The 17,862-nt window shown below is 61.3% G+C and carries 16 protein-coding genes; 1 reads left to right on the forward strand and 15 read right to left on the reverse strand.

Annotated elements, in window-relative coordinates; genetic code table 11:
* Positions 1-31 precede the first annotated feature (31 nt).
* From ald to AC07OO_RS00370, 10 genes are all read right to left on the reverse strand, one after another.
* Complete coding sequence (gene ald / locus AC07OO_RS00325) at positions 32-1,147, reverse strand: alanine dehydrogenase (protein WP_495080068.1); 1,116 nt, start codon at positions 1,145-1,147, stop codon at positions 32-34.
* Between the two features lie 195 nt (positions 1,148-1,342).
* Complete coding sequence (gene ntrC, locus AC07OO_RS00330) at positions 1,343-2,878, reverse strand: nitrogen regulation protein NR(I) (protein WP_495080069.1); 1,536 nt, start codon at positions 2,876-2,878, stop codon at positions 1,343-1,345.
* Positions 2,879-2,900: 22 nt separating this feature from the next.
* A complete protein-coding gene (gene glnL / locus AC07OO_RS00335) occupies positions 2,901-3,959 on the reverse strand; it encodes a nitrogen regulation protein NR(II) (protein WP_495080070.1) in 1,059 nt (352 codons plus the stop codon).
* A 10-nt stretch (positions 3,960-3,969) separates the two neighbouring features.
* Positions 3,970-4,473 (reverse strand): hypothetical protein, encoded by a 504-nt coding sequence (locus tag AC07OO_RS00340; protein ID WP_495080071.1) that lies wholly within the window; start codon positions 4,471-4,473, stop codon positions 3,970-3,972.
* 256 nt (positions 4,474-4,729) lie between these two features.
* Positions 4,730-6,145: a type I glutamate--ammonia ligase gene (gene glnA / locus AC07OO_RS00345; RefSeq protein ID WP_495080072.1), complete on the reverse strand. Its 1,416-nt coding sequence runs from the start codon at positions 6,143-6,145 to the stop codon at positions 4,730-4,732.
* A gap of 313 nt (positions 6,146-6,458) precedes the next feature.
* Complete coding sequence (locus tag AC07OO_RS00350; RefSeq protein ID WP_495080073.1) at positions 6,459-7,352, reverse strand: EI24 domain-containing protein; 894 nt, start codon at positions 7,350-7,352, stop codon at positions 6,459-6,461.
* 45 nt (positions 7,353-7,397) lie between these two features.
* Positions 7,398-8,366, reverse strand: a complete 969-nt coding sequence (locus AC07OO_RS00355; RefSeq protein WP_495080074.1) for a sterol desaturase family protein — start codon at positions 8,364-8,366, stop codon at positions 7,398-7,400.
* Between the two features lie 34 nt (positions 8,367-8,400).
* Complete coding sequence (locus AC07OO_RS00360) at positions 8,401-9,213, reverse strand: polysaccharide deacetylase family protein (RefSeq protein ID WP_495080075.1); 813 nt, start codon at positions 9,211-9,213, stop codon at positions 8,401-8,403.
* 18 nt (positions 9,214-9,231) lie between these two features.
* Positions 9,232-10,194 (reverse strand): YncE family protein, encoded by a 963-nt coding sequence (locus AC07OO_RS00365; protein WP_495081746.1) that lies wholly within the window; start codon positions 10,192-10,194, stop codon positions 9,232-9,234.
* A gap of 205 nt (positions 10,195-10,399) precedes the next feature.
* Positions 10,400-11,164, reverse strand: coding sequence for a 16S rRNA pseudouridine(516) synthase (locus tag AC07OO_RS00370; RefSeq protein WP_495080076.1), 765 nt, complete (start codon positions 11,162-11,164; stop codon positions 10,400-10,402).
* A gap of 148 nt (positions 11,165-11,312) precedes the next feature.
* Here AC07OO_RS00370 and AC07OO_RS00375 point away from each other — a divergent pair, with 148 nt between their 5' ends.
* The gene (locus tag AC07OO_RS00375; protein ID WP_495080077.1) at positions 11,313-12,026 is read left to right on the forward strand and encodes a DUF2726 domain-containing protein; all 714 of its coding nucleotides are present in this window, start codon (positions 11,313-11,315) and stop codon (positions 12,024-12,026) included.
* Positions 12,027-12,108: 82 nt separating this feature from the next.
* On the opposite strand, the gene AC07OO_RS00380 is transcribed toward AC07OO_RS00375, so the two are convergent.
* The 5 genes from AC07OO_RS00380 to AC07OO_RS00400 form a co-directional block, all read right to left on the reverse strand.
* Positions 12,109-13,212, reverse strand: a complete 1,104-nt coding sequence (locus AC07OO_RS00380; RefSeq protein ID WP_495080078.1) for a M14 family metallopeptidase — start codon at positions 13,210-13,212, stop codon at positions 12,109-12,111.
* The gene (locus AC07OO_RS00385) at positions 13,209-14,240 is read right to left on the reverse strand and encodes an ABC transporter ATP-binding protein (RefSeq protein WP_495080079.1); all 1,032 of its coding nucleotides are present in this window, start codon (positions 14,238-14,240) and stop codon (positions 13,209-13,211) included. Before AC07OO_RS00385 ends, AC07OO_RS00380 begins: the two co-directional genes overlap by 4 nt.
* Positions 14,237-15,205 carry an ABC transporter ATP-binding protein gene (locus AC07OO_RS00390; protein ID WP_495080080.1) on the reverse strand — a complete coding sequence of 323 codons (969 nt, stop codon included), beginning with the start codon at positions 15,203-15,205 and terminating at the stop codon, positions 14,237-14,239. Before AC07OO_RS00390 ends, AC07OO_RS00385 begins: the two co-directional genes overlap by 4 nt.
* Positions 15,206-15,303: 98 nt before the next feature.
* The gene (locus tag AC07OO_RS00395) at positions 15,304-16,215 is read right to left on the reverse strand and encodes an ABC transporter permease (RefSeq protein ID WP_495080081.1); all 912 of its coding nucleotides are present in this window, start codon (positions 16,213-16,215) and stop codon (positions 15,304-15,306) included.
* A gap of 13 nt (positions 16,216-16,228) precedes the next feature.
* The gene (locus AC07OO_RS00400) at positions 16,229-17,812 is read right to left on the reverse strand and encodes an ABC transporter substrate-binding protein (RefSeq protein ID WP_495080082.1); all 1,584 of its coding nucleotides are present in this window, start codon (positions 17,810-17,812) and stop codon (positions 16,229-16,231) included.
* Between the last annotated feature and the right edge of the window lie 50 nt (positions 17,813-17,862).

The raw sequence follows: 17,862 nt of genomic DNA on the forward strand, positions 1-17,862 counted from the left end.
TAGCACTGACGAGGGCTAGCGCCCAATTTTCTTAAAGCACCAGGCTGTCGGCTGGCACATAGGCCAGGCCCAGGTCGCGCGCGACCGCCTCGTAGGTCACCCGGCCTTCGCACACGTTCAGGCCGTTGCGCAGATGGGCGTTGTCGCGCAGCGCCACGCGCCAGCCCTTGTTGGCCAGTGCCACGGCGTGACCAATGGTGGCGTTGTTCAGCGCGAAGGTGGATGTGCGGGCCACGGCGCCCGGCATATTGGCCACGCAGTAGTGCACCACGCCATCGACCACATAGGTGGGCTCGGCGTGCGTGGTGGCATGCGAGGTCTCGAAGCAGCCGCCCTGGTCGATGGCCACGTCCACCACCACGGCGCCCTTCTTCATGCGGGCGATGTGGCTGCGGGTGACGAGCTTGGGCGCAGCGGCACCGGGCACCAGCACGCCGCCAATCACAAGGTCGGCATCGAGAACCGCTTCCTCGATGCTGGAGACGGTGGAGTACTGCGTGCTGATGCGGTTGCCAAACACCAGGTCGAGCTGGCGCAGGCGGTCCACGCTCTTGTCGATGACGGTGACTCTGGCTCCCAGGCCCACGGCCATTTGCAGTGCGTTGGTGCCCACCACGCCGCCGCCGAGGATGAGCACATGGCCAGCCGCCACGCCGGGCACGCCACCCAGCAGCAGACCGCGCCCACCATGCTCCTTTTGCAGGTAGGTAGCGCCGGCCTGGATGGCCATGCGCCCCGCCACCTCGCTCATGGGTGCCAGCAGCGGCAAGCCGCCGTTGGGTCCAGTGATGGTTTCATAGGCGATGCAGACGGCGCCGGACTTGACCAGAGCCGCAGTCTGCTCGGGATCAGGGGCCAGGTGCAGATAGGTATAAAGAATCTGGCCCGGGCGCAGCATGGTACACTCGGCCGGCTGGGGTTCCTTGACCTTGACGACCATGTCGGCACGGCGAAAGATCTCTGCCGCTGTAGCCACCACTTCCGCACCGGCGGCCAGGTACTGGCTATCGTCCAGGCCAATGGCCGTACCGGCATTGGTCTGCACCATCACCTGGTGGCCGTGCGACACCAACTCGCGCACGCTGGCCGGCGTCAGGCCGACACGGTACTCGTTGTTCTTGATTTCCTTGGGGACTCCGATATGCATGTCTCTATCTCCTGGTTTTGTTGGTATGAAGCGCCATTGTGCGCAACCGGGCCAAAAACAGTAGTTCTATGCATTTAATGCGCTCGACATAAATGAGTCTAATAAATCCAGGTCCTTGATGAGTATCCAAAAGAACAAAGGCCGCTATTGTTTAAATAGCGGCCTATTGAATTTTGACAAGGGCTACAGGCCGGTTTACTCCAAGCCGAGCTCCTGAATCTTGCGCGTAATGGTGTTGCGGCCAATGCCTAATTTTTGAGCAGCCTCAATCCGCCGTCCTTTGGTATTGGCCAGCGCGGCCAGGATCAGGCGGGATTCGAAGCGGTGCGTCAGCGCATCCCACACATCGGTGCGGCCGGCGCCCAGGAGCGCAATGGCCTCGGCCTCTAGGTCGGATTCCCATCCCAAGCCGGTGCCCACCGCAGCCGCCGGCGCGGGCGCTGAGGCGAGGTTGGCAATACTGGCGATGCCGGCAACCGGCAGCGGACTTGCAGGCGCGTCGGCGGGGCCTGCGCCGTTGCGTGTCACCACGGGTAGCGCACTCTGCGCGGGGGCGTCGGGTGTCAACTTGGCGCCTACCTCGGGGGGGAGGTCTTTGGCCTCCACCATTTGCGCGGGGGCCATCACGGTGAGCCAGTGGCAGATGTTCTCCAACTGGCGCACATTCCCGGGGAAACTGAAGGCCTCGAGCCAAGCCAGGGCCGCGTCCGATATCCGTTTGGGCTCCACGCCCAGCTGCTGCGCACTTTGCTGCAAGAAGTGCCGGGTCAGCATGGCGATGTCTTCCTTGCGCTCGCGCAGGGCTGGCAGGCGCAGGCGGATGACGTTCAGGCGGTGGAACAAATCCTCGCGAAAGCCGCCGTCCTTGACCCGCTGCTCCAGGTCCTGGTGCGTGGCGGCGATAACCCGCACATTGGTCTTGACCGCACCGTGGCCGCCGACACGGTAGAAATGGCCGTCGCTGAGCACACGCAGCAGGCGCGTCTGCAGTTCAAACGGCATGTCGCCGATTTCGTCGAGGAACAGCGTGCCACCATCGGCCTGCTCGAAGCGGCCGCGGCGCATGGTCTGCGCGCCGGTGAAGGCGCCACGCTCATGGCCGAAGAGTTCGCTCTCCAGCAGGTCTTTGGGAATGGCGGCGGTGTTGATGGCCACAAACGGGCCATCGGCGCGCGGCGAGTGCTTGTGCAGCGCGCGGGCCACCAGCTCTTTGCCCGAACCGGACTCGCCGGTGATCATCACCGTGACATTGCTCTGGCTCAGGCGGCCAATGGCACGGAACACGTCTTGCATGGCGGGCGCCTGGCCCAGCATTTCGGGCGTGTCGCTCATACGCTCTTCGGCGACCTCTTCGCGCTGACTCTCTTCGACGGCGCGGCGTATCAACTCCACGGCCTTGGGCAGATCGAAGGGCTTGGGCAGATATTCAAAAGCCCCGCCCTGGAAGGCGCTGACGGCGCTATCCAGATCCGAGAACGCGGTCATGATGATGACGGGCAGGCCGGGGTGCTTGGCTTTCACCTTTTCGAGCAACTCCAAGCCCGAGCCACCGGGCATGCGAATGTCACTGACCAGGATTTGCGGCCCTTCATCGTCCGCAGCGGTGCTCAGTGCGGCGAGCACATCCCGGGAGTTGGCAAAGCTGCGTGTGGGCAGGTGCTCACGCAACAGAGCCTTCTCCAGTACGAAGCGTATGGACTGGTCATCATCTACTATCCAAATTGGCTTCATTGTTTTTGCGTCCCCTACAGTTTCAAGGTAACGGAATCAGTATTTTGAAATCCGTACGGCCTGGCACGCTATCAACTTCGATCAATCCATGGTGCTGTTGTACAAAGGTTTGCGCCAATGTCAGCCCCAGGCCTGAGCCGCCTTCTCTGCCCGACACCAGCGGATAGAAAATGCGGTCCTTGATCGAATCTGGCACACCAGGTCCGTTATCGATGACATGCAATTCCAATGCCAACCGATAACGCTGTTTGCCAAAAGTGATTTGGCGCAGCACCCGCGTCTTGAAAGTCAGGGTGGCGTCACCCGCTGCCATGCGTTCGGCCAGGGCTTGGCAGGCGTTGTGCGCGATGTTGAGCACGGTCTGTATCAACTGCTCGTGGTCGCCGCGAAACTCGGGGATGGAGATGTCGTAGTCGCGGATGACGCGCAGGCCCTTGGGAAACTCGGCCAGTATCAGCGAGCGCACCCGTTCGCACACTTCATGGATGTTGACGTCGCTGACTAGGTGCGGCTTGCGGTGGGGTGCCAACAAACGGTCCACCAAGCTTTGCAGGCGGTCGGCCTCGCGGATGATGACCTGGGTGTATTCGGTCAGGTCCGTCGACTCCATTTCCATCTCCAGCAACTGCGCAGCACCACGGATGCCGCCCAGTGGATTCTTGATCTCATGGGCCAGGTTGCGTATCAGCTCCTTGTTGGTCTGCGCCTGCTCGGCCAAGCGCTCTTCACGATCCTGGCGGGTCTGCTGCTCCAACGGCACCATCTCCACGATGATGGACTCCACCGGCTCGGTCCACGAGATGATGACATGCACCGGCATGGGGTCGCCACCCGCGCGCTTCAGAAAGGCGTCGTAGCGCAGCACCGCAAATGCGTTCTCACGCACGCCACTCAATGCGTTTTGCAGCAGCGAGGGTTCGGTGAAAGTGTCTGACAAACAGGAGCCGACAATCGCGCGCCGCGAGATGCCCAACACATCTTCCAAGGCCGCGTTAGAGAACACGACTTCGGCATTGGTACGCACGACCGCCACCAGGGTGGCGAGCAGATCAAACGATTGGTAGGGGGTAGACGCGTCCACGTCGCTGGAGTCAACGAGGGGCGCTGTTGTTGGGCTGCGGCGCTGCGGATGGGACGCGGCTCAACTCGCGGCGTATGCCATCGATATCGCTTTCGCTGCGGCTGATGCTGGCCTTCAGTTCGGCCACGCGGTCAATGTATTTCTGGTTGTTGCGCATCTCGGCGCCCAGTTTTTCGGGCTCGCCGTTGTTGTATTCCTTGAGCAGTTCGGCACGCCGAGCTTCTGCTTTCTTCAGCTCGGATTCCAGGATCAAACGAGAGTCGGAATCCTTGGCGCGCTGGTCACTCGCATCCACGCGCTGGCCTGGCTGGGTGGCCGCAGCCACGCGGTTGGGGTTGGGTTTGTGGGACTGCACCACGGTAACGTTGCCACCCGAGACCAGCTTGCAGTTCTTGGCCTGGGACTCGGGGATGGTGTTGGTGTATTCGTTGCCGCATCGGTAGATGCGGTCTTGAGCCCAGCTGGCGGTGCCTGCCAATGCTGCCAACAAAGGGATCAGTAAAGCGATTTTCATTCTGTGTCCACGCAACGATGTGCAGGGCCGGATAGTCAGTATGCGCCAAAAGGCACGAAAAACAAAATCCTGCGAGTCTATATCGGCATTGGAGGCGCTTTGCTGCAACAGGTTCAAAGAAACTTGTGCCCCACGGTCACCCACTGCGTGTGGCTCCCTGCCCCCAAGGGGCCACATCTTGGCTTGGGGCGGCCCGGCGCCAAAACAAAAAGGACGGCAGATGCCGTCCTTTTGTTTGCAACGCAAGCCGCAGGGCTTACAGCGAGTAGTACATGTCGTACTCGACAGGGTGAGGAGCCATGCGCAGGCGGGTCACTTCACCCATCTTCAGTTCGATGTAGGCATCGAGCATGGAGTCGGTGAACACACCGCCCTTGGTCAGGAAACCGCGGTCTGCGTTGAGGCAATCCAGCGCCTGGTCCAGGCTGTGGCACACGGTTGGCACCAGTGCATCTTCCTCGGGCGGCAGGTGGTACAGATCCTTGGTCGCGGCTTCGCCGGGATGGATCTTGTTTTCCACGCCGTCCAGGCCGGCCATCATCAGGGCCGAGAAGGCCAGGTAGGGGTTGGCAGATGGATCGGGGAAACGCGCTTCGATGCGGCGGCCCTTGGGGTTGGCCACAAACGGAATGCGGATCGATGCGGAACGGTTGCGCGAGCTGTAGGCCAGCTTCACGGGTGCTTCGTAGCCGGGCACCAGACGTTTGTAACTGTTTGTACCGGGGTTGGTGATGGCGTTCAAAGCACGTGCATGCTTGATGATGCCGCCCACGTAGTACAGCGCGAAGTCGGACAGACCGGCATAGCCGTCGCCGGCAAACAGGTTCTTGCCGTCTTTCCAGATGGACTGGTGCACGTGCATGCCGGAGCCGTTGTCGCCGGCGTAGGGCTTGGGCATGAAGGTAGCGGTCTTGCCATAGGCATTGGCCACGTTTTGCACCACATACTTCAACACTTGGGTCCAGTCGGCGCGTTCCACCAGGGTACTGAACTTGGTGCCGATTTCGTTTTGCCCTGCGCCCGCCACTTCGTGGTGGAACACTTCAACCGGGATGCCCAGGGATTCGAGGATCAGGGACATTTCTGCACGCATGTCTTGCGTGCTGTCGACGGGGGGCACGGGGAAGTAGCCGCCCTTGACCGTGGGACGGTGGCCGCGGTTGCCGCCTTCGAGCTTGGCGCCGCTGTTCCAGGGTGCTTCGTACTCTTCGATTTCGAACATAACCTTGCCGGGTTCGTTGGACCAACGCACACCGTCGAAGATGAAGAATTCGGGTTCTGGACCGAAGTAGGCCGTATCGCCAATGCCGCTGGCCTTGAGGTAGGCTTCAGCGCGCTTGGCGATGGAACGTGGGTCACGGTCATAGGCCTTGCCGTCGCTGGGCTCGACCACGTCGCAGCTCATGAACAGCGTGGTTTCTTCGAAGAAGGGGTCGATATTGGCGGTATTGGGATCGGGCATCAACTGCATGTCGGATGCTTCAATGCCCTTCCAGCCCGCGACGGAGGAGCCGTCGAATGCGTGGCCGGATGTGAATTTGTCTTCGTCGAAATGCGAAACGGGCACGGTCACGTGCTGTTCTTTGCCGCGGGTATCGGTGAAACGGAAGTCAACGAACTTGACTTCATTTTCTTTCACCATCTTCATGACGTCTGCGACGGTCTTGGCCATCAAATACTCCTGTTGCTCGGTTGTAAAAAATTCGCCCAGTCCACAACGCAGCTTTTGTGCCAACCGCTGCCCTGGACCTGATTTTGGTAAAGCACTCTATTCTGCCCTGAGAAATCGGGCTTTCCACTCGGGCGGGCGCAAAGTCACCCGCATGCACGCCCGGTAACAATGGCTCATCGCGGCCAGATGCACCAAAACAGGATGCCTCAACAATGCACATTATTGGTGCAAATATACCAATGCACCAATTTCGAGCGCACCACCCATCGCCATCGCACTTGCAGCGTGGGCTACCCAGGCCGCAAGCAACAGGCTACTCCAGCGGCATGAAGCGTATGCCTGTGGCAGCCGGGGCCGCTGGCGGTTCGGCGTCCAGCGCAATGGGGGTCGCCGCGGCCGTAGCAGCCGCCAGTTGAGCACGACGCAACTCCTGCAAAATCGCCAGGCAGTAGTGAATGAACCATAGCGAGGAGAAGGCAAAGACCAGCGTGTAAATCCAGATCGCCAGCGGCGCCAGAAACACGAACCAGGGCGGGAAAAAGGCCCCCGAGGCCCACACCAGGCTGGGTGCCGCCCCCAGGTAGCCACATAGCACGCCCATGCCCAGCAACTGCGGGCGATAGCGCTTGAGCACGGCGCTGCGTTCCTCTTTGTCGGCGTGGGCCGCCAAGGCATCAAAAGCCATCACACGGTAGGTCAGCCAGCCCCAGATCAACGGTGGCAAGACCAGCACCAGGGGCGGCACAAACCACAGCGGAACGGAAATCAGCAGCGCGACAAAGGCCAGCACCGATGATCCCAGCGACCAGGCCAGGCTGTGCCAGATGGAAGCGCCATTGCGCTCCTCCAGGCTCGCGAACCGCCGTTTGGCCACCAGACGCACCAACATGGGCGTCATCATCAATGCGACGAGCAGAAGGCAGGCAACGACGATGACCGGCGTCACCGTAAAAATCACAACCAGGGGCGCCAGCACCGTCTTGATGCGGCCCAAGCCCATGCCATCGAGCCAGGCCCAACCATGGTTGACGAAGGTGGAGGATTCCAACAAGACACGAACCTGGTCCAGTGCATAGTCCCACAGCAGGTAGCCCAGGCCCACCGTGGCGGCAATCATCAGAATCAGTGGCAGCAAGGACCACAGAATGACCTGGGGCCGCAGGCAATACAGTGCTGCGCGCCAGAAGGAGTCAAGAAGCAGGTTCATGGCGCAAGCATAACGCCACCCGCCTATCTATCAAGTTTGCCCAGGCTATGCCTTGCCGACCAGGCGCTTGATCCCCTGCCATTGCTGGCTCCAGAATCCGCGCCCATAGTCCCTGCCCTGCTCCACCTGGTCACGCACGCCGGTGGGATCGAAGCGGTGCTCGAAATTGGCCGTGCCGAACAGCACGTCCCACCAAGGCAGCAACACACCGAAGTTCGCTCCGCCGAGCGTGTTCTTGCCATGCGACTCATGCCCGACGCCAATCGCATGGTGCAAGCGGTGGAAGCGCGGGCTGACCCACAGGCGCTCACCTACACGGCCAAACCAGACCCGCAGATTGGCGTGCTGGAAGCTCTCACTGAGCTGCGTAAAGGCGGACACCGCGACAAACTGCCCTGGTGCAATGCCAATCAATTGGGCCACCACCACCATCAGGGTGTCCCGCACCAGGTCATCCAGCAGGTGGTTGCGGTTGTCGCTCCACATCGTCATCTGGCGCTGCGCGTGGTGCAGGGAATGCAAGCGCCACCACCACTCAAACTGGTGCTGGCCACGGTGCACCCAATAGTTGCAGAAATCGATGACCACCAAGTAGAGGACAAAGCTGACGATGGGCACATCGCTGACACCAGGCCAGATGGCGTCCAAGTGGAAGGTTTCCCAGCCAGCCACGCGCAGCGTGCCAAACAGCTCATCGAACAATGGTGCGGTGGTAAAAAACAGCACCAGGCGAAACAGGCCCAGACGATGGATGACGGTGTACAGCATGTCGGTGCGAATGCTTGCACGGTCCACAACCGGCTCAACCGGCCGCCAGCGCTGCAGGGGGCCGATGATGGCCAACAACAAGGCGATCTGCAGAAAGCCGACCAGCAGCCAGCCTGTGGCGTCGTAACCATCTTCCAGCACACTGGCCAGACCCAGCTCAAACATCAGCGGCTGCACCACCACCTCAAACAGCCACAGTTGGGCAGCGGTAAAGAGGTCTACGAAGTTGTCTACTACAGCGTTCACGGCCATTCGCCCTATTAATCCGTTCGTTGCTCAGTCAACGCGCATGCGCGGCAATCCAGGCTTTGTAGGCCGGGTGCTCGCGCAGTGTCTGAAAGCAAAAGCCCTTGGCCTTCAAACCCACGATCAAGGGCTCCAGCACCGCCGGGGCCCAGGGGTCTTTGCGCGACCAGATGCCCAGGTGGGCCATCAGGATATCGCCACTGCGCACGCTGCGCAGCGCCTTGTTCAGCAGTGCGGTGTTGCTGAAGGTCTCGCTAGGCAGTTCGTCGCCCAGAAATCCGGCCGGCGCCCAGCCGACATGCGCATAACCGCAGGCCTTGGCCGCGGCCAGTAGTTGGGGCGAGGTCTTGCCACCAGGCGCGCGGAACAATGGCAGCGGCGCCTTGCCGGTCAGCTCTTGCAAACGCTGGCTGGCCTTATTGAGCTGGGCACAGTATTGGGCGGCATCCCAGGTGCCTTCTTGCCTGTCCTGGGGACCGGCCGATGGGCGCATACGAAAACGCACTGGCGCACCGGGGAGACTGGGCAAGTCGGCACGCCAGTAGACATGGTCATAGGTATGGGAGGCGAACTCATGGCCCTCAGCCGCTCGGGCCTTCCACCACGGCGCCCAGTGCTGGCCCAGCGTGCCATCGCCCGTCTGCGTGCGCTCATTGGCGGCGAAGAAGGTGACCTTGACGTCCTGGCGCTTGAGCACCTCGGCCATCAGGGGCGCCACTTCCATATGGCCCGTGTCCAAGGTCAAGTAAACTGGGTGCTCACACGCATTTTCGGCGCTAGCCCTCGCGGATATTGCGCAAGCCGCTACCAAAAAGATAGCTATCTTGGCGGCACGGCGAGCCCGCATGCTGTGGCTCACAGGGTGTCAGCGGCGTGCCACATGGTCCAGCGTCCAGACGCCGTGCGGCGATTTGCCGACCTTGACTTGGCGCACCACCTGGTGGGTGGTTGTATCGATGATGGTCAGCTTGCCTGCCCAGCGCGATGTGACATAGATGAAGCGGCCATCTGGCGACACGTCCATGCAATCCGGGCCGCTGGGCGCGGGGTAGTTGTCGACCACGGTCATGGTCTGCAGATCAATCTTGCTGATGGTGTTGGCAACCCGGTTGCTGACCAGCAGGTGGCGCTTGTCGCCCATGGAGCGGAAAGCATGGGCGCCCTTTCCGGTCTTCAGCAATTGCAGCAGCTTGGGCTTGGGGCCGGACACGTCATAAACCTCCACACCATCGCCACCTGTCAGGCCGACCAGGATCAGCTTGTCGTCCGGTGTGCCAAACACGTCGGCCGGCATGGCGCCGGTCTTGATGCGCCATTTGACGGTCTGTGTCGCCAGATCGATGGCTACCAGTTCATCACTGTCTTGCATGGTGCAGAAGATGGTGGTGCTGGCGCTGTCTATCCACAGATGGCTGGGTGTCTTGCCGGTGGGCACGCGCTTGGCCAAAGCCACGTCATTGCCGTCCCAGCGGTAGATGTCCACATGGTTCAGGCGGTTGGCGGCCGTCACAAACCATTTCATGTCGGGCGAGAAGCTCAACTGGTAAGGGTCCAGAATGCCACGCACAACGCGTTGCACCTCAGCGGTCTTGGGATCGACAAAGGTCAGCGAGTCGCTCAGTGCATTGGCAATGATGATGGACTTCTGATCCGGCGTCAGGTACATGTGGTGCGGCTCTTTGCCGGTCGTGATGCGCTTGGTCTCTTTCCATGCGACCGGATCGATGACGCTAATGCTGGCGTCCAGCGAGTTCAGCACAAACAAGGGCTTGGTCTGCTCAGCCCAGGCGCTCGCGGGCATGGCAAGGCAAGCGCCTACGGCGGCCAGCAGCGCGAAACGGGAGGAGTGGGAGGCTATGTTGCGGCGGACACAGGCAAACAGGGGGGCAATAATCTTCACAAGCGATCACTTTTTGGGTAACCGTCGAGTTTAATCGCCAAGCCCGTGTTTTCCCGGGGGTGGGGCCTCTCTCTAGTGACCTAGATCAAAGAATCGCCCCACAAGGCCGCGAAATCATTGAAAAACAGCCCGCTTAGACGTTTTTTGCTGCCAATTTCTGCAAATCCTCCGCCCGCAGCCAACGCCATTGACCCGGCGCCAAGTCGGCGGGCAGCTCCAGCGCCCCTATGCGCGAGCGGTGCAGCCCCTCGACCCGGTTGCCGACAGCGGCCAGCATGCGTTTGACCTGGTGGTATTTGCCTTCGGTCAGCGTCAGGCGCAGGTGCAAGGCGTCACCGTCAGCGTCCACAATCTCGCAGGCGGCGGCACGCACCGGCTTGGGGTCGTCGTCCAGCACCACGCCGGCCAACAAGCGCTGCACCTGCTTGTCGTCCAAGCGGTGCTTGGCGGTCACTTCGTAGACCTTGGGGCTGTGCTTCTTGGGCGAGCTCATCTGGTGGATGAATTGCCCATCATCACTGAGCAATAGCAGGCCCGTAGTGTCTTGGTCCAGGCGCCCTACCGCCTGCACGCCCTGCACCGCACTCTTTTGGGGTCGCATGCGCAGCGGCGACGGCAGCAGCGTGTAGATGCTGGGGTAGGTCGATGGCTTCTGGGAGCATTCAGTGCCGGCAGGCTTGTGCAGCAGCACATAGGCCTTCTCGAAATACTCCCAATCCACACCCTGAACCCGGAAGCGCAAGCCTTCTGCTACAAATTCCGCAGCAGCATCATTAATGGTTACGAGGGCTGACGGGTCATTTTCCGAATAGACCTGGACGTGACCCTGTTGTACCAACCCCGCGCACACGCGCCGGGTGCCAAAGCCCTGTGAATAAAGAATTTCCTGTAACTGCATGGTGTCTTCTGTTGCTGGGGGCCAATGGTAATGCCTGGCGGGCACCCTGCCCCCCAAGCGAAAAACGATGCGCCTTGGTGAGAACCGCAGTAGACTGGCTGGAAGAACACGAGCCACAGCAGATGGCCTAACGCCCAGGGTACGCAGCATGTTTTTCGCCTTATTTTTTCTGGCCGGCCTGGGTTTGGGCGCGGCACTGCTGTACTGGCACCAGCACAGGAAAGCGCACCAGCACCGGCGTATCCCACGGGACTGGCCGCTGGCCGTGCGCCCGCTGGTCAACAACCGCGAAAAGCAGGTCTGGGTCTGGCTGTCCAAGGTCATGTTTGACCAGCAGGTGCTGGTCAAGCTGCCAGTCACCCGGTTCACGGCGCCCAAGCCCGGTACCGACGCCGCCCACTGGTACCACCTGCTCAACGGTGTGTATTGCTCGTTTACCATCTGCAATATGGAGGGGCAGATCATCGGCTGCATCGACGTGCCCGGTCCTCAGGGTTTATCCATGAGCAACCAGACGCTCAAACACAATCTGCTGTCCCACTGCGGCATCCACTACCTGGTAGTGGACCCTAGCAACCTGCCGCACCTGATACAGATACGCACGGCCTTCCTGGGCGAGCATGCGGCCCGCGGCACAGGCCTTAATAGCCAATTGGAGTCGCAGTTCAAGGACGTCAGTGAAAACCTGCACGCCATCGTGGGCCGCAAGCGCCACGACAAGACCAGCGCCGTCGCGCAACTGGATGCCTCCATGCCCAATACCTCGGACTATGCCGAGAGCCAGCAATTGGCCCCGGGCTGGGAGCAAAACTCCTTTGTGACACCACTGGACAGCCGGTCGGCGGACTTAGGTCCGCGCTAGTTACTGGCCCCCACGCTGGTCGCTGCGCGTACTGCGCTGCCCCCAAGGGGGCTCTAGCCGTCTTGGGGCGGCCCGGCGACGGCTAGGCGTTCTTCAGCCCATCCACGGCCTGGAACATGGCCTGGCGGGCTTGCACGATGATCTGCGCACGCCACACATCGGTATCCACATAGAACGCGTTCTTCACCTGGTCATGGATGGCGGCTTGCAAGGCGGCGGGCGCCCCGGGGTGCAGGTGCAGCCAATGGTCGGCGCGCAGGGCGGCAATCATGTCCAGAATCGGTAACGTGCCGTATTCCATGGCGATGCCGGTGTATTCAGCCTGCGGACATTCCTCATATACCGCACACCACATCAGGCCGGTTAAGCGGGCCGAGTTCGACGACCCGTCGTAGATGGAGGTCACCGGCGTGGCCCCTCCCCCGCCCCACCAGGCACGGGCCCGCTCCAGGGCGGCTGCTTCGTCCCGGCACGCAAAAATGCGCTCGCCCACACCACTGGGGCCTAGCCCCGTGTGCAGATCCATCCAGGCGAGGCGCTTGGCCTGGCGGCCATAGGTTTGCAGCACATGGCGCAGGGTTCGATTGCTCCAGGTGGGCTCGGTCCCTCCAAAAAACATGCCATCTGAAAACTCATGCTGTCCCTGCGACACCGCGGACTGGTAACGCGCCACGCCTTCTGTGGCGATATAGGCCTCGATGGCAGCCTGGTTCTCTGCCGTGGGAGGCCATTCGGCGGGCAACAACAAGGGGTGTAGATCGCGGTAGGCGGTATTGACCGGTAGAGGCTGGCTGAAGTCCTGAAAATTGCGATTCAGGTCCACATTCTCATGGGTGGTGCGCCGTAGGTGGGAGAAGCCGTGCGGGTTCAGCGCATGGATGTACAAAACCGCGACGCCGGCCGCACGCGCCTTGTCGCGCCACTCAGCATCCTGCGCGGCGTAGACCTGCACACCGGAGCCGCAAAAGCCTTCCACGCCGTGGCAGGCACTGCTGACGATGAACAGATTTTCGGCGTCAGGCGAACCATCCAGCGCCACATCCATGGCCAGGGTTTCGCCGCCACGGCCCTTGAAAGGATGCATGTAGCTGCGAAGGTCCATGCCCGCGCTGGTAGCCGCTTCCAGGAACTTGATGCGGGCATTGGCGTAATTGGTCGCAAAACAAGCGTGTAAATCCGTGCTCATCCAATTCTCCCTTCTTCTACGGCGTGGCAGGCTACGCGGGTCTGGGGCAGGTCCATCATTTGGGGGCGCTCGGTGGTGCAGCGCGCATTGGCATGCGGGCAGCGGGGGTGAAAGGCACAGCCACTGGGCGGGTTCAGCGGGTTGGGCACTTCGCCCGACACTGGCGTGCGCGCCTGGCCGGTGGCGTGCATCTTGGGAATGGCATCCAGCAGCATGCGCGTATAGGGGTGGCGCGGATTGGCGAACAGGACCTGCTTGTCGGCCAGTTCCACGAGCCGCCCCAGGTACATCACGCCCACCTGGTCGGCCACATGGCGCACCACAGCCAGGTTGTGCGAGATGAACAAATAGGTCAGCCCTCGCGCCTGCTGCAGGTCCTTCATGATATTGAGCACCTGGGCCTGCACGCTGACATCCAGCGCCGAAGTCGGCTCGTCACACACCAGGAATTCAGGTTGGGTGCCCAGGGCACGCGCAATGGAGATGCGTTGGCGCTGGCCGCCAGAAAACTGGTGCGGGTATTTGGACATGTCCTGGGCGCTCAAGCCCACCGACTGCAGCAGTTCACCAACGCGCGCACGCAAGGCCGCGCCGTCGGTGATCAGACCGTTTTCCTTCAGCGGCTCGCCGATGATGGCCTCCACCGTCCAACGCGGGTTCAGGCTGGCATAGGGGTCCTGGAAGATCATCTGTATGCGCTGGCGCAGCGGCTTGCCTTGCGGCGTCTTCAGCGTGACATGCACGTCCTGACCATCAAAACCAAAGCTTCCACGTGTCGGTTCGTACAGGCCGACCAACAGGCGGGCCACCGTGCTCTTGCCGCAACCCGACTCACCAACCAAGGCCAGGGTCTTGCCCTTTTCAATGTCGAAGCTGACGCCATCCACCGCGTGCAGCAGCAGGCGTGGCTTGCCTTCCAGCACCCGGTTCAGCCAGGGTGGCGATACATCAAAAGTCTTGGCCAGATCCCGCGCGTGCACAAGGGCCTGGGTCTTGGTAGGGCTGGTCACCGCTGGCCCGGCCATCATGTCGCCACTCCTGCGTGCAGCCAACAGGCCGCCTGCGTGGCCGTAGCCTCCATCAACTCCGGCCGCTGTTGGCGGCACCGGTCCCAGGCCTTGGGACAGCGCGGGTTGAAGGCACAGCCGCTGGGAATGGCATCCAGGCGCGGCATGGCGCCATCGATCTGATTAAGACGCTCTTTATCCACAGTGATGTCGGGTATGGCGGCCATCAAGCCTGCGGTGTAGGGGTGGGATGCGCGGTTGATGACTTCGTGCACCGGGCCGATCTCGGCGATGCGGCCCGCGTACATCACGGCTACGCGGTCGCAGGTTTCGGCAATGACGCCCATGTCGTGCGTGATCAGCATCACGGCCGCACCGTGCTTTTTGCACACACTCTTGAGCAAGGTAATGATCTGGGCCTGGATGGAAACGTCCAGCGCCGTGGTGGGTTCATCAGCAACGATGAGCTTGGGCTCACCCGCAAGAGCCAGCGCAATCACGACACGCTGGCGCATGCCGCCAGAGAACTGGTGCGGGTAGTGGTCCATGCGCTGCTCGGCTGCGGCAATGCCGGTCTCTTGCAGCAAGGCAATGGCACGCCGACGCGCCTCTTCTGCATTGACCGGCAAGTGGGTCTGGATGGTTTCGACCAGTTGCCGGCCCACGGTGTACAAGGGGTTCAGCGAGGTCAGCGGGTCCTGGAAGATGGCGCCAATGCGCCGCCCCCGTATGCGGCGCATCTGCGCTTCGCTGAGGTTGTCGATGCGTTCGCCCTCCAGCAGAATCTGTCCGCTGTGGATGCGCCCTGGCGACTCCAGCAAGCCAATGATGGCCGCACTGGTCAGCGACTTGCCGGCGCCCGACTCGCCAACGATGCCCAGTATCTCGCCCGGCGCAATGGCAAACGAAATATCGTCCAGCGCACGCAGGGTGCCGCGCCGGCCTGGAAATTCGACGACCAGGTTTTTGACTTGTAGAAGGCTCATAGAAATAAGGTACGTCCCGCTGCCGGGCCGCCCCAAAGCGGGACAGCCCCCTCGGGGGGCAGCGAACCACATGAAATGGGGAGCGTGGGGGCCATGTCCTAGCGCAAGCGCGGATTCAGGGCATCGCGCAACCAGTCGCCCAACAGGTTCACACTCAGCGCAATCAGCACCAGCATCATTCCTGGGAAGACGGTGATCCACCAGTTGCCGGAGAAAAGGAACTTGTTGCCAACCTGGATCAGCGTACCCAAGGACGGTGAATTGGGTGGCGCTCCCACACCCAGGAAAGACAGCGTGGCCTCCGTGATGATGGCTGTAGCTACCTGTATCGTGGCCAAAACCATCACCGGCCCCAGCACATTGGGCAGCACGTGGCGGCGCATGATGCGCAGCGGGCTCACGCCCGTGAGCCGTGCCGCCTGCACATACTCCTTGTTGCGCTCCACCAAGGTCGAGCCGCGCACCGTACGCGCATAGTCCACCCATTTGGTCAGCGAGATGGACAGTATCAGCACACCAAAGACCATGGCCGTTGGCGCGTTGGGAAACAGCGCCCGCCCCACGCCAGCGATCAGCAACGCAACCAGGATAGGCGGGAAAGACAGCGTCACGTCACAGACCCGCATGATGAAGGCATCCAGAGCCCCTCCGACAAAGCCGGCCAACAAGCCCAGGCTGACGCCGATCAGCGCCGACAGCACAACCGACGCCAAGCCCACCAGCAGCGAGATGCGTGCGCCAAACATCAGTGCGGACAGGATGTCGCGCCCCTGGTCGTCGGTGCCCAGCCAATATTTGGGATTGGCATTGGGCAGCCACACCGGTGGAGAGAATGCGTCCATCAATTCCACCGTGGCAATGTCAAAGGGGTTGTGCGGCGCTACCTGGTTGGCAAAGACTGCACAAAACAAACAGACAAAGGCAATCAGGCCCGCCAGCATCGCAACCGGAGAGCTGCGAAAGCTGTAGGCCACGTCGCTGTGCCAGGTGCGCTGGAGCCATGCAGTCATGCAGTCCCTATCATCACTTGACGGTGATATAGCGCCACATCATGCCGTTGTCCGGCCATTGGACCAGTTCGACATTTTTCTTCGAACCCCAGTTCAAGCCTTGTTGGTGCAGAGGAATATGGCCCACATCGTCCTGGTGGATCTGAATGGCTTCACGGATCATGGCGTTGCGCTTCTTCACATCGGTTTCGGCGCCTACCTTCTCGGTCAGCTCATCGACCTTGGGGTTGCTATAGGCGCCCAGGTTGAACTGGCCGCGCCCGCCCTCACCCGGAGAGGTCAGGATGGCGAACATGACGTTGTGCGCATCCACGGTGCTCGAAGTCCAGCCCAACATGTAGAAGCTGGTGTCGCGACGCAGGATCTTGGGGAAGTAGGTGCCCTTGGTCTCCACTTCCAGCTTGATCTTCACGCCCACGCGCGCCAGATTGGCCGCCACGGCCTGGCAGATGGCGCCGTCGTTGACATAGCGGTCGTTGGGGCAGTTCATGGACACTTCAAAGCCATTGGGGTAGCCTGCTTCGGCCAGCAGCTTCTTGGAGGCTTCGGCATCGAAGGGCAGGCGTTTGGCCAGGTCGGGTGCAAAACCATTCACCTCGGGCGGGAACATCAGTGCGATGGGGGTGGAGGCACCGCGCATCACCACGCGCTTGATGGCCTCCACATCGATGGCTTGGTAGAAAGCCTGGCGGACGCGCTTGTCCTTGAAGGGGTTCTTGCCTTTGACATTGGAGTACAACAACTCGTCGCGCTTCTGGTCCATACCCAGGAAGATGACGCGCAATTCCGGTCCCTGCAGCACCTTGAGGTTGGCGGCAGCCCGCACGCGGTCTACATCCTGCACGGGCACCGGTTCCATGACGTCGATCTCGCCCGACAACAACGCGGCCACACGGGTGCTGTCGTTGCCGATGACGTTGAAGATAACCTCGTCCACATTGCCTTCGATCTTGCCCCAGTAGTTGTTGTTGCGGGCGAACACGGTGCGCACATTGGGCTGGCGCTCGCGCAGGCGGAAGGGGCCTGTGCCATTGGCCTTGAACGACGCGGCATTTTCAATACCCTTGCGCCGGTCCACCGGCTTGGTCGCGTTATTCGTTTCACACCACTTCTTGCTCATGATGTTCCAGTGCGTGAACAACTCGGGCAGGATGGGGAACGGCGCGTTGGTGACGATATCGATGGCGTGGTCGTTGATCTTCTTGATTTCCTTGATCTGGCCCACGTAGGTTTTCATGTCCGAACCATCGCTCTTGGCGCGCTCGTAGCTGAAGATCACGTCGTCGGCAGTAAAGGGGGTGCCGTCATGGAATTGCACGCCCTTGCGCAAGTCAAAACGCCAGACCGTGGGCGAAGTCTGCTTCCATGCAGTGGCCAGGGCCGGAGCGAGTTTGAAATCGCGGCCACGGGTGACGAGGGGCTCATAAACGTTTTCATCCACACTGATCTGCAGCGATTCATTCAGCGAGTGCGGGTCCATGGACAGGGCATCACCCTGGTTGCCAATGCGCAAGGTGACCGCTGAAGCCGACAGGGCCGCAACCGCCATTGCCGTACCCACCAGGGCGAACGCAAACTTCTTCTTTGGGGAATGCATCACACTATCTCCTTTTGTTGTACTGCCATTGTGAAACTGGGTGGGACCGC

The sequence above is a fragment of the Rhodoferax sp. GW821-FHT07G04 genome (assembly GCF_059418585.1).